Genomic DNA, 12,204 nt, shown 5'->3' with positions numbered 1-12,204 from the left:
GCAGAAGCGTGCGGCGGAGAAACGTGAGGCCGAGCAGCGCCGTAAGGACGAGGCGGCTCGTTGGGACGCGTACGCCAAGGCGCAGGCGAAGGCCTACCAGGACCAGCAGAAGGCGAAGGGGAAGACGGCCACCGCCAAGCCGACGGCCAAGGGCACCACCACGTCGACGAAGAGCACGAAGAGCACGAAGAGCACCAAGACCGGTGGCAGCGGTGGGGCCGCCGGGAAGAAGAAGTCGTAGCGTCACGTACCAGTGGCGTGCGGCGCAGGATCGGCCCGCCGTACCGCACGGCGGGCTGGTCCGCAGCCGCGGGGATGCGGCCAGAGCCTGGCATCATCGCCCGGATGCGAATGAGCGAGTTGCTGCGCCGACAGGACGAGCTGCAGAGCGAGGCGTTGGAGGTGCGTGACGACCTTGGCCTGGACGCTCACCTCTCCGCCCATGGCGAGGTTGTCTGCGTCGGCAGCGCCGCGCTCGGCCTGATGGTGTGGCGCGATCTTGACCTCACCGTGGTCTCTCCCCGGCTCGACGCTGAGGCTGTGGCGGTGACTGGCGCGCGGATCGCGACACATCAGCGAGTACGTGAGGTTACTTTCCGCAACGACACCGGTCGCTGGAACATCGACCCTGCCTATCCCGACGGCCTGTATCTGCGAGTGCGGTGCGCCAGCCAGCTCGGCGAGATGTGGTCGGTCGATATCTGGTTCGTCGACGAGCCAGAACGCCAGCCCGACCTGGAGCACCTGCGGACGCTGCCGCAACGGCTGACCGCTTCGAGCCGCGAGGCGATCCTGACGATCAAGGACGCGTGGGCCGGTCGAGCGGAGTACGGCCAGCAGGTGCGGAGCTGGGACATCTACACGGCTGTGCTCGACCACAGAGCGCGCACCGTTGACGATTTCGACAAGTGGGTACGTGAGGCCAGGCCAGATCGTCGCGGTTAGTCCGATTTCGGGAAGTACGGCCGAGGCAGCGGTCTAGACCAGCGCGATCTGGCCGGGCAGTTCGGGCGGACCGGTCAGCACTGCGCGGAGTTTGTTGATCTGCGGGAACTCACCGTCTCCCGCCTCGCCCCACAGGCTCCGCCACTCCGAGTCGTCGCCGACGACCCGGTCGAGTGCCTGGACTGCCAGCTGTGCCAGGTCGTCCAGGTCGAGGGATTCGCCGGCGAGCAGGAAGTCCGGCGCGTACGACGAGGTTATCGGGTCGCCGCCGGGCAACTGGGACGCCACGATCGCTGCCGCGGCGATGGCCGAGGCGGCATCGTCGTAGTCGAGGTAGTCGGTGTTGAGTGCCGCAGTTGTCAGGGCAGCGCGGACCATTGCCGCCCGCGTAGACGGATCGGCATCGTGGAGTTCACCGCACCAGTCGGCGGCGCTGTCGTTGTCGAACGGGCCGTCACCCCAGGCGCCCATGTGTTCCTCCTCGATGTTCCGTTGATCGGATCATGGAGGCAAGCAGGGGCGGACGCAAGGGGCTGAACAGGCCTGAAGCCGACGCGGCCCCCGGGCGGGACCGCCGATCGACGGTGATCGCCGTATCGTGTTCGGATGGTGTCGGACGCCGTGCGCTACTACGACGATTTCCTGGCTGATCGGGACTGGCTCGCCGAGGGGCTGAGCTGGGCGGTGGTTCAGCCGGCGAGTGCCGAGGCCACTGTCGACGGAGTGATCGAACGCCTGCGGGCCAGGCGTGTCGAGCCGGGTGACGACCATTCGGGCGAGATCGCCGACCTGGCTCAGATCGGCCCTCATGTGGTGGTGTTTCAGGACAACGGCTGCGCGCTGAGCCGGCCTGAGGTGCTGCGCTGGCTCAGCGACGGGGTGCGGGTGCACACGGTCGAGTGGACCATCAACGGCAACGGCGGCGTCTCGTACGCGGTGTACGGCAGGGTGCTCGCCTGGATGGACATGAACGACCCGGACCGGCGGCACGGTGCTGACCCGTCCGCGTTCGCCGACGACCTGGACGACGTGTGCGCCGCGCAGGGCACCGAGTATGTGACGTCCGCGGCGATGGCGTTCGTCGAGCGGCGTACCGGCGTGCGGCTGCCGGCGGAGTGGATGGGCGACGAGGGGCCGGATCCGCAGGCCGGGCCGTGGGTGACGGTGCGGCTTGGGGCGTTCCCGCCGGACCCGCGACCGCCCTCGAACTTTGGTCACGACGAGCCCGATCTCGACGCGCGACTGCGGGCCGCGCCGGAGTGGGTGCGGCGGGCGGCGTTGGCGCTTGCCGTGCGGGCGGTGACGACGCGGTTCACCTTTGGCGATGACGATCTGGCGAGGCAGGCGGTGGAGGCCGTCGAGCAGGGCCTGACCCTGGGCGAGGAGACCCGCTTGAGGATCGGCCACCTCAGGGCGCAGGGCGCCGACGTGCGAACCTGCTCCAGTGCCGTCCACGCCCTGTACGCGGCGACGGGCAAGGGAGTAGCGGCCGTCGAAGCGCTGAACGCCGTTCGGTACGCGGTCGCCGACGACTGGCCGGTGTTGCGCCGGGACCTGTACCGCCTGGTGCGGGAGAGCTGACCTCCTCGCCAACCTGACCGAGCCGAGATGTCGAATCCGAGATGGGTCGTTCGTAGAACAGGCGAGGGCGGCCGGAAGAGGCCTCCGGGACAAGGGAGTCATCGATGACGCGGTACCTGATCTCGTTCAATGACGGCGCGATGGATCCCATCCCCGCCGAGGAGATGCCCGACGTGGGCAAGGCGGCGCACGCGGTGATCCAAGAGGCCGTGAACGCCGGCGTGTGGGTGTACGGCGGCGGACTCGAGCGGCAGCAGGCGAGTGTCGTGGCCACGGACGGAACGGTCACCGACGGCCCTTTCCCGGAGACCAGGGAGGTCATCGGCGGGTTCTCGGTCGTCGACGTGGCCACGCGCGAGGAGGCGCTGACGTGGGCTGCCAAGCTCGCCGTCGCCTGCCGCTGCCCGCAGGAGGTCCGGGAGCTCATGCCTGACCCCGAAACAGAGGCGCTGCTCCGCGAGGCCGACAGTCGGGGGTGAGATCAGCACACCGGTGACCAGGAAGCCGGTTCAGCTGTCGGTGGGCGTGGTGTCCGGCCGGGCCTGGGGTACGTGTTCCATCAGCTTGGTGAGCGCGCCGTTGGCGAAGGTCGCGCCGAGCGCCGAGCCGGCCCCGATGCTCCAGCCGACGGGCCCGAGCGGCGTGCAGCCGAAGAACTGGCTCACGCCCGGCGTCTGTACCACCACGACGAGCACGCCCAGTGACGCCGCCGTGGAGGCGAGCACGGCCGGGCTGGTGCCGCCGGCCAGGATGGTCTGGCCGAGTTGGGTGCCGACCAGGGACACCAGGGCGACGGTGCCGGCGCGTTGGCGGCGTCCGGTGTAGCGGGCCAACGTCCACCCCGCTGTCGCGCCCAGCGTGGTCGCTGCCGCCCGCAGCCCGATCTCCCTGGTGAGGCTCTCGCCGAGCGCCGCGTCGGGGCCTTCCCGCAGGAGCGTGTCGGTGCGGTCCGACGCGGGTGGGCGGACCGCGATGGCAAGTGCCGGTGCCAGGTCGGTGAGGAGGTTGACCAGCAGCAGTTGTCGGCCGGTGAGTGCGGAGCGGCCGGTCGCCGCGGCGGTCAGCACACTGAAGGCGATCTCGCCGAGGTTGCCGCCGACCAGGATGCTGAGCGCGTGTCGCACCGAGGACCACATCGCCCGACCCTCGACCAGGGTGGCGATGATGGTCTCCAGCCGGTCGTCGGTCACCACCAGGTCGGCTGCGGCCCGTGCCGCCGGGGTGCCCCGTTGGCCGAGGGCGATGCCGACGTCGGCCAGCCGGATCGCCGGGGCGTCGTTGGCGCCGTCACCGGTCATTGCGACGGTTCGCCCGCACTTCTGCAACGCCTGGATGATCCGCACCTTGTGCGCGGGGGTGCAGCGGGCCACCACGTCGGTGTGGGCCAACCGTTCGGCGAGCGCCTCGTCGTCGAGTTGGTCGAGTTCGCCGGCGGTGACCACCCGCTGTTCGTCGTGCTCGCTGATGGTGGCCGCGATCGCCTCGGCGGTGGCCGGATGATCACCGGTGATCATGATGGTGTGCACGCCGGCCTGTCGGATCCGTCGTACCGCCGGAGCGGCGCTCTCCCGCACCCCGTCCGCGAGGGCCAGGAAACCGACGAAGGTCAGCCCTCGGACGTCGGTGTCGGCCACCGTCGGGTCGTCCACCTGGCACTCGGCGACGGCCAGGATCCGGTTTCCCGCCCCGGCCCGGTCGGCGAGCATCCGCTCCAGCTCCGCGCGCCCGGCGTCGTCAAGTGGCTCCTGGCTGCCGTCGGTGCGCCGGGTCGAACAGCGCGGCAGCACGGTCTCCGGAGCACCCTTGACACTCAGCAACAGGTGACCGTTGGTCTCTCCGATGCTCGCGTGATAGCCGCGGGACGGTTCGAACGGCAGCCCACCGGCAGCCCGCCAGCCGGGGGCACCGGTCTGCTCCACCACCCCGGCCACTCCGGCGCCCCGCCGCACCGCCCGGTCGGTCTGCAACGCCAACTCCTCCGGGGTCGCCGCGGCGGGGGTGGCGCGCAGGGCCGCGGCCAGCGTCAACTGGAGTCGGTCGTCCAGCCGGTCCACCGGGGCGTACCGATCGCCGACGCCGTCACCGACCCCGGCGAGCAGCAGTTGGCCCTCGGTGAGGGTGCCGGTCTTGTCGAAGCAGAGCACGTCCACCCGACCCAGCGCCTCGATGGTGCGCGGGTTGCGCACCAATGCGCCGTGCTCGGCCAGCCGTCGGGCGGCGGCCAACTGCGCCGCGGAGACCAGGAACGGCAGCCCCTCCGGCACCGACGCCACGGCGAGGTTCGCGGCGGTCGCCGCCGTTTCGGCCAGGGGTACGCCCCGAAGCAGGCCCGCGCCGGCCACCGCCACCGCCGAACCGGCGGCCAACGGGATGGCGGCGCTTGTCAACGAGCCGAGCCGGGCCTCCACCCCGCTGGTCGGCGGGGCCTGTCGCACCAGCGCCAAACTGCGGCCAGCTTCGGTGTCCGATCCGGTCGCCACCACCACGGCGGTGCCGTGCCCGGCGGCGACGGTGGTGCCCTCGTAGAGCATGGAGTGTCGGTCGGCGATGGCGGCGGCCACCACCGGTCGGTTGGACTTGGCGACCGGCAGCGACTCACCGGTCAGCGACGATTCGTCCGCCTCCAGGCCCACCGCGTCGAGTACGCGGCAGTCGGCGGGCACCGAGTCGCCCGGCTCCAGGGCGATGACGTCACCGAGGACCAGGTCCTCGGCGGCGAGAACGCGCTCGGCGCCGTCCCGGCGGACCCGTGCCGTCACCGCCGAGCGGGACAGCAGCTCCGCCAGCGACCGTTCCGTGTTGCGCTCGTGCACCGCGCCGATCAGGGCGGACCCACCGACCACGCTGCCCACGAGTGCGGCGTCGACAAGCGAGCCGAACGACGCGGAGAGCACCGCCCCGGCGGCCAGCACCGGGGTCAGCGGGTTGGACAGCTCGTCCACGAAGGCGCGCAGCAGACCGCCACGTCCGGGTGCGGCCTGGCCGTCGCGAACCGAGCCGTCGTACCGGCGTTGCGCCTCCGCGCTGGCCAACCCGTCCGGGGTGGTGCGCAGGTGGCCCAGCACGGTGTTGACCGGCATGAGATGCCAGGCGGTCGTCACGGGTGCCGGGGTGTCCGACGTGTCGTGTAACCGGCCGGCCTGCCAGACCCCGTTCGCGAAGGCCAACCCGGCGGCGCCGTTGACCGCGACGAGCGCCTTGTGCGGCAGTTGGGTCGGCGGAGCGGTGAACGCCCCCAACGCCCCGAGACCGGTGCCGGCCATGGCCAACCGGATGTTCTGCTGGGCTGTCCGCCGGGCCACCCCGGTCGCCTCGACCACCAGGGCCACCACCCGCAGGTCGACACCCACCAGCAGGTGTGCACCCCAGGGCGGCAGCGCCTCCGGTGCGGCGAGCCCCAGACCGCAGTCGGACGCGCCGAGCGCCCTGCGGTCCGCCGAGACCAGCATCACCACCGCGCCGTCGCGCTGCAACGCGCGTACCGACTCGGTCAACTGGTCTCCGCCGGGCAGCATCGCATCGGCGAAGCCGTACCGCTGCTCGTCGCCGCCGGCCACCACCAGCCGCAGGCCAGCGTGCCGGGCGGCGGCCGGGAGGCCGTCGACGCCGGGCGCGGGTTCCGGCTCGACCCGCAGCAGGGCGGCGAGTCGGTCGCCGTGGGCGAGGCCGAGTAGCTGGCCGCCGGCGGATCGCAGCCGGTCGCCGTCCGGGATGGCATTCGGGTCGCTGCCGGGCAGTTGGTCCAGCGGTCCGAGCCGCCAACCGTCCGCCGTGCGCGAGGCGGCCGGGTCGTCCGGGTCGAACAGCGCGAAGGCCCGCTCCGCCACCTGGTCGACGTCGGCGCCGGGCGCCGGCGCCAGATCGGCGAGTACGCCCCGGTCCGAGCCGAGCACGGCGGCGTCCAGCACGAGCGTGTCGATCCGGTCCAGCTCCCGCAGCACGCTGCGGTCCATCGCGATCACTCCGCGCCGGGCCAGCATCCGGCCGAGGTGGGCGGCGTACCCCTCGCGTCCACTGCCGGGAGCCTTCGGCAGGGTGGACAGGCCCAGCGCGGCGGCCCGTTTCGGCCCGGCGAACGGCATCGCCGCGACACCCGTGGCCGCTCCCGCGGCGAGCATGCGGTTGACGTACCGCTCGACCGGGCCGTCCGGCTTCGGCCGGGGACGCTCGACGACCGGCCAGCGGGCGGTGGCTCGTTCCGGGTCGCCGGTCAGTCGTGGCTCGGCCCGCTCCCAGGCCGCGAGCTGGGCCCGCGCCTCGCCCCACTGCACCAACCGTTGGGCGCCGTCCAGGGCGATCCCGGTCCAGCGGCCGGTCAGGCCCTGCACCACCGCTTCGGCCAGCGGGAAGAGGAGGTCGGCGCGGGGATCTGAGCGCAGCCGTTTGCCGATGAACTGGTGCAGCTTCGGTTGTAGGTCGATCGCGGAGAGCAGGCCGGCCACCTCACCGGGCAGCGGTGCGAACGGCAGGATCCGGGTGGCCGCCGAGATGGTCAGGCCGAGCGCGTCCGAGGCGAGTGCGCCGAGGGTACGGGGGGTTCGCGGCCCCTCCTCCGGTGGGTGCGGCGGTGGGATCTCCGGGTCGGGTTCGTGGTCGCAGGTCTGCTCGATCCGGCTGATCGTGGCGATCAGGTCGCGCAGTGCCGGCTCGGGGGCCTGGACGGCAACCACCACCCGCCCGGACGGGGCGTTGACCCGAGCCCAGGCGACCCCGGGCAGACGCTCCAGCGCGCCCTCCACCTGACGTGCCAGTTTGTTGCCGCCGTCCTGGCAGACGCCGTGCACCTCGATGTGGTGTCGGCCCGGTCGGGACCAGACCCGACGCCGCGTCAGCCCGGCCGTGCGGGCCAGCCGGGTCGCGGCCGAACCGACGGTCCGGGACGCCTCGCCGACCAGGTGCGGCACGCCGAAGGACGGCAGGATGCGGCTGGCTGCGCGACCCGCCGCCGTCATCGAGGCGTACGGCTGGACGGACGCTGGCCCGACTCCCTGTTGCTGCTGGTCCTGACCTTGCCCATGTCGTCCTCCCAGCGCGCTCACGTCCGGCGGCCTGGCTTCCCGACCTGCCGTCCGTTATGCCCCTGCGGTGGTGGAACTTTCCGCCGCTGCCGGCGCATGGACGGGGTGGGCCGTGGAATCCGACGACCTTCACCGGACATGGGGAGGCCGGCATGAGCACGCTGACGCGACATCTCAACGGTTCGCACGAGAACGTTCGGATGTACACCCGGCGGGTGGCGTTACCGATGCTGGGCGATGTGGCGGTGCCGCCACCGGACAAGGTCGCCTACTACGCGGGGCTCGGTGTCCTCGCCGCACTGCAGGTCATCGAGTGGCCGATCGCCCTGGTGATCACCGCCGGTCACCTGCTGGCGGACCAACACCTGTCGGGACTGGTGCGCGGGGTCGGGCAGGCGCTCCAGGATGCCTGACGAGAGCCGGGTCACCGACGATTGACCTGAATCCAGGTTCAAGTCGCATGCTCGGGTCATGCCGAGCACAGTCGCCACCACCGCACCGACCGCACCGGGACTGTTCGCACCTCGGTTGCGGGCGATGACCGTGGGCAGCGTCGCGTTGATCTCGTTGCTGGCGTTCGAGGCGTTGGCGGTCGGTACGGCGATGCCGACCGTGGCCCACCACCTGGACGGGCTCGCGCTGTACGGGATCGCGTTCGGTGGCCCGTTCGCCACCGGTGTGCTGGCCATGGTGGTGTCCGGCATCTGGTGTGACGCCCGGGGCCCTCGGGGCCCGATGTGGCACGGGGTCGCCTGGTTCGTGGTGGGGTTGCTGATCGCCGGGACCGCTCCCGTGATGAGTGTGCTGGTCGTCGGGCGGGTGGTGCAGGGGTTCGGCTCCGGGCTGCTGTCGGTGGCGCTGTACGTGATCGTCGGGCAGGCGTACCCGCAGGAGCTGCACCGGCGGATCTTCGCCGCGTTCGCGGCGGCGTGGGTCGTACCGTCGCTCGTGGGTCCGGCGGTGGCCGGTCTGATCGTGGAGCACCTGGGGTGGCGCTGGGTCTTCCTCGCGGTGCCGGCGGTGGCGGTGCCGGCGGTGTTGCTGATCCACCCCGGCCTGCGGTCGCTGGGGCGGAGCGCGGAGGCCCGGCCGCCGGCCGGCGCGGCGGGCCGGATCGGTTGGGCGTGTGGGGCCGCGGTGAGCGCCGCTCTGCTGCACATCGGGGGGCAGCAGCGCGGTGCCACCGCCCTGACGCTCGTCGCGCTCGCCGTGGTCGGCCTGTTGGTGTGTGCCCCGCGTCTGCTGCCGGCCGGGTTCCTGCGGGCGGCCCGGGGGCTACCCACGGTGGTGGGGCTGCGCGGGTTGGCGTCGGCGGCCTTCGTCGGCGCCGAGGTGGTCATCCCGTTGCTGCTCTCCCGGGAGCGGGGTCTCTCGCCGACCGCCGCCGGGCTGGTCCTCACGGTCGGCGCGCTGGCGTGGTCGGCAGGCTCCTGGTTGCAGGGCCGGATCCCGGTGCCGGCGTCCCGGGCCACCCTGCCGCGTGTCGGGCTGAGCTGCATCACGGTCGGCACCGCCACGGTGGCGCTGGCCGTCCGGCCCGAGCTTCCGGTGGCCGTCGCGGTTGTCGGTTGGGCGGTGGCAGGCCTCGGCATGGGGCTGCTCTACCCGTCGCTGTCGGTGCTCACCCTGGAGTTGTCCGCCCCCGGCGAGCAGGGCCGCAACAGTTCCTCGTTGCAACTGGGCGACTCCCTCTTCGCGGCGACGGTGCTCGCGCTGACCGGTGCCCTGCTGGCCGCGGGGAGCGCGCCGGGCCCGGGCAGTTACACGGCGACGCTGGCGGTGACGGCGGGCCTGGCGCTGCTCGGCGCGCTGTTGGCCGGCCGCGTCGTGGTGGGTGGGAGTGCGCGACCGGGCGGGTGATCCGAGGATTCGGCCGCGTCCGGCCCGGTGGTGCCGGGAGGATGGCGGGCGATGAACTTCCTGACCGTCCTGCCACTCGCCGTGGTGATGGTCGCCGGGACCCAACTGGTGGTGGCGGTCTTCCTCGCCTCGTCGGACCGGCCCCGGGCGGCGTCGCTGGGTTTCCTCGCCGGGGCTGGGCTGGTGGTCACGGCCGGAGTGACGGTGAGCTGGCTGCTGACCCGTTGGGTGGGCGGGCTGGCCGCCGACGCGAGTGCCGTCGCCGGCAGGGTCGATCGCGGTCCCGCCATCGATCTGGTGGTTCTCGCCCTGCTGGTCGGCCTGGCCGTGCTGGTGTGGGTACGACGGCACCGGTCCGGGCCGCCGAGGTGGCTGGGCAGCATCGAGCACGCCGACCCGCGTACGGCACTGCGACTTGGTGCGCTGCTCTTCGTGCTGACGCCGACCGACGACCTGACCATGGCCGCCGTCGGGGCGAGCGTGGCCCGGCACAACCTGCCGTGGTGGCACCTGGTGCCGTTCGTGCTGCTCACCGTGCTTCTGCTCGCACTGCCGCTGCTGGCGTTGCTGCTGCTCGGAGCCCGGGCGGCGCGGACCCTGACCCGGATGCGGGAGTGGGCCGAGGGGCACGCCTGGATCGTCAACGAGATCGTGATCGCGTTCTTCGCGCTGCTGACCGTGTTGGACCTGATCCGCTCGGGGTGAGCCGGGCAGACACGTACGGGGGAACCGGGCGGAGATGAGAGCAACAGCGGTTCACGTTCGTCTTACGGTGACGGCATGTTCGTTGTCGTCACCACGGTGATCCTCTACGTCTTCGGTTTCGTCTTCCTCTACGGCGTGATCCGGCTGGGTGTCCGGCATGCCATGGAGGACCTGGAGCTGCAACGAGCCAGGGCCCGGCGCGAGGAGGAGTTGGCGGCGGCCCGCGACCGCTCCTTCCTGCGCGACAACGCCTTCCTCGCCGGCAGTTGAGCACCGGATCGGTCCGGCCCCGGCCGGCGGTGTCGCGGGACGACCCGGGAGCCGCCGGGCGGTTCGGCGTGCCGGATGCGAGGATCGCACCCGTGATGGGAACGCTGAAGACCGAACCCGCCCGCGCCCGCCTCGACCTGCTCGCCGCGCCGGTGGCGGAGGTCATCGCGCAGTGGCCCGCGGACGCGCCGGTGGACGTCAACGACGTGCTGGTCGCGCCGATCGACGCGGAGCTCGCCGACACCGCGGCATTCTGTGCGGCGTACGAGGTGGGGCTGGACGTGTCGGCCAACTGTGTCGTGGTGGCGGGCAAGCGTGAGGGTGTGGTCCGCTACGCGGCCTGCATCGTCCTGGCCACCACCAGGGCGGACGTCAACGGGGTGGCCCGCCGGGCGCTCGACGTCCGTAAGGCGAGCTTCGCCCCGATGACCGACGCGGTCGAGTTGACCGGGATGGAGTACGGCGGCATCACCCCGATCGGGCTGCCCGCACAGTGGCCGATCCTGGTGGACGCCCGGGTCATCGCCACCCCGCACGTCATCATCGGCTCCGGCGTACGGCACAGCAAGATCGCGCTGCCGGGGCCGGCGCTGGGCGCACTGCCCGGCGCGCAGGTGGTGGAGGGGCTGGCCAGGCCAGCCTGAGTATGGACCGGCATCGATGTTGTTGCACGTGAAACATCGTGATCATCGATGCCGGACGTCCCGGTGGCTCAGTGGGCCGCGGCCTCGCGTTGCTCGACCTCGGTGAGCGCGGCGAGCAGCGTCTGCACCTCCTGCGCACCGGAGACGGCGTACTTTCCGGCCAGGACGAAGGTCGGCACGCTGCTGATGCCCAGGCCCTGCGCCTCGGCCAGTTGGGCGGCGACGTCGGTGACCCGCTCGTCGGAAGCGAGGAACCGGCGCGCGTCGGCCGCGTCCAGGCCGATCTCGCCGGCCAGGGTGGCCAGCGCCTCCCGCGACCCGATGTCGACCCCGTGGTGGAAGTGCGCCTGGTAGAGCGCCTCCACCATCTCGGCCGCCCGACCCCGGTCGGTGGCCCAGGAGACCAGCCGGTGCGCGTCGAAGGTGTTGGCGGTCACCGCGCGGTCGTAATCCAGGTGAAGGCCGTCACCCGCCGCGACCTGGGTCACGTGGGTGAATACCTGCCGGGCGCGTTCCGGGCCGCCGAACTTGCCGGCCAGCGCCTGCACCACCGGGAGGGGTTCGGGCACCGGCGACGGGTCGAGCTGGAACGGCCGGTAGTGGACCGTCACCTCGCCCGGATAGCTGGCGAGGGCCTCATCCAGGCGACGCTTGCCGATGTAGCACCACGGGCAGACGACGTCCGCGTAGATCTCGATCTCCATGATCGGTGCCAACCTCGCGGTCAGGCCAGTTGTTCCCGCACCTGACGCTTGAGTCGACCCAGGATCGCCGTGCCGCCGCGGATCCGCAGCGGGCTGATCGCCTGCGCCAACCCCATCCGCTGGTAGAGGTCGTCCGGCACGGCCAGCACCTCCTCCGGGCTCGCCAGGGCCAACCCCTCGGCGAGGATCCCGGCGAACGCCCGGGTGGTCGGCGCCTCCGGCGGGCAGTCGAAGATCGTCGCCACGGTGCCCTCCGGGGTCACCTTGGCGCGCAGGAAGAACGACGTCTGACACTCGGGCACCTGCTCCATGCCCTCGCGCTCGACGGTGCCCTCCGGCAGCACCGGGATGACGTCCGCGTACTCCAGGAGCATCTCCAACACCAGGTCGCGCGGCGCGGCAGCGAACTCGTCGACGATCTCGGCCAGTCGGGCCGGCATGTCAGCCATGCGTCGAGGCTACCGCCGGCCACCCGCG

12 protein-coding genes and 1 pseudogene are annotated in these 12,204 nt (G+C 72.1%); 9 read left to right on the top strand and 4 right to left on the bottom strand.

The genetic code is table 11. From position 1 onward, the window contains the following. A partial coding sequence (locus AB0B14_RS16200; RefSeq protein WP_357522868.1) for a hypothetical protein occupies window positions 1-241 on the top strand: 241 nt, incomplete at its 5' end. Between the two features lie 104 nt (window positions 242-345). Beyond that, window positions 346-945 carry a hypothetical protein gene (locus tag AB0B14_RS16195; RefSeq protein WP_357522867.1) on the top strand — a complete coding sequence of 200 codons (600 nt, stop codon included), beginning with the start codon at window positions 346-348 and terminating at the stop codon, window positions 943-945. Window positions 946-978: 33 nt separating this feature from the next. Here the strand turns inward: AB0B14_RS16195 and AB0B14_RS16190 are convergent, their stop codons facing one another. Then, window positions 979-1,416 (bottom strand): DUF4259 domain-containing protein, encoded by a 438-nt coding sequence (locus AB0B14_RS16190; protein ID WP_357066184.1) that lies wholly within the window; start codon window positions 1,414-1,416, stop codon window positions 979-981. Between the two features lie 135 nt (window positions 1,417-1,551). Here AB0B14_RS16190 and AB0B14_RS16185 point away from each other — a divergent pair, with 135 nt between their 5' ends. Together AB0B14_RS16185 and AB0B14_RS16180 are read left to right on the top strand one after the other, a co-directional pair. Beyond that, window positions 1,552-2,526: a DUF6461 domain-containing protein gene (locus AB0B14_RS16185; RefSeq protein ID WP_357522866.1), complete on the top strand. Its 975-nt coding sequence runs from the start codon at window positions 1,552-1,554 to the stop codon at window positions 2,524-2,526. A 104-nt stretch (window positions 2,527-2,630) separates the two neighbouring features. Further along, window positions 2,631-3,005, top strand: coding sequence for a YciI family protein (locus AB0B14_RS16180; protein WP_357066189.1), 375 nt, complete (start codon window positions 2,631-2,633; stop codon window positions 3,003-3,005). 30 nt (window positions 3,006-3,035) lie between these two features. Here the strand turns inward: AB0B14_RS16180 and AB0B14_RS16175 are convergent, their stop codons facing one another. Beyond that, window positions 3,036-7,478, bottom strand: a complete 4,443-nt coding sequence (locus tag AB0B14_RS16175) for an HAD-IC family P-type ATPase (protein ID WP_357522865.1) — start codon at window positions 7,476-7,478, stop codon at window positions 3,036-3,038. Window positions 7,479-7,640: 162 nt separating this feature from the next. On the opposite strand from AB0B14_RS16175, the pseudogene AB0B14_RS16170 reads away from it, so the two are divergent. The 5 genes and pseudogenes from AB0B14_RS16170 (at window position 7,641) to AB0B14_RS16150 (ending at window position 11,023) form a co-directional block, all read left to right on the top strand. After that, window positions 7,641-7,957: pseudogene (locus tag AB0B14_RS16170) on the top strand (hypothetical protein). 58 nt (window positions 7,958-8,015) lie between these two features. Then, window positions 8,016-9,404 (top strand): MFS transporter, encoded by a 1,389-nt coding sequence (locus AB0B14_RS16165; RefSeq protein ID WP_357066195.1) that lies wholly within the window; start codon window positions 8,016-8,018, stop codon window positions 9,402-9,404. Window positions 9,405-9,455: 51 nt separating this feature from the next. Next, the gene (locus tag AB0B14_RS16160; RefSeq protein ID WP_357066198.1) at window positions 9,456-10,109 is read left to right on the top strand and encodes a GAP family protein; all 654 of its coding nucleotides are present in this window, start codon (window positions 9,456-9,458) and stop codon (window positions 10,107-10,109) included. A 75-nt stretch (window positions 10,110-10,184) separates the two neighbouring features. After that, window positions 10,185-10,379, top strand: a complete 195-nt coding sequence (locus tag AB0B14_RS16155; RefSeq protein ID WP_357066201.1) for a hypothetical protein — start codon at window positions 10,185-10,187, stop codon at window positions 10,377-10,379. 95 nt (window positions 10,380-10,474) lie between these two features. Next, entirely contained in the window at window positions 10,475-11,023 is a 549-nt protein-coding gene (locus tag AB0B14_RS16150) for a YbaK/EbsC family protein (RefSeq protein WP_357522864.1), read from the top strand. A 68-nt stretch (window positions 11,024-11,091) separates the two neighbouring features. On the opposite strand, the gene AB0B14_RS16145 is transcribed toward AB0B14_RS16150, so the two are convergent. Beyond that, window positions 11,092-11,727 (bottom strand): DsbA family oxidoreductase, encoded by a 636-nt coding sequence (locus AB0B14_RS16145; RefSeq protein WP_357522863.1) that lies wholly within the window; start codon window positions 11,725-11,727, stop codon window positions 11,092-11,094. Between the two features lie 20 nt (window positions 11,728-11,747). After that, the gene (locus AB0B14_RS16140) at window positions 11,748-12,176 is read right to left on the bottom strand and encodes a SufE family protein (protein WP_357066208.1); all 429 of its coding nucleotides are present in this window, start codon (window positions 12,174-12,176) and stop codon (window positions 11,748-11,750) included. Window positions 12,177-12,204 lie beyond the last annotated feature (28 nt).

Source organism: Micromonospora sp. NPDC049171 (genome assembly GCF_040648275.1).
Classification (GTDB): Bacteria; Actinomycetota; Actinomycetes; order Mycobacteriales; family Micromonosporaceae; genus Micromonospora.
The sequence above is the reverse complement of the archived record's forward strand: the minus strand, read 5'-3'. Positions and strand labels throughout refer to the sequence as shown.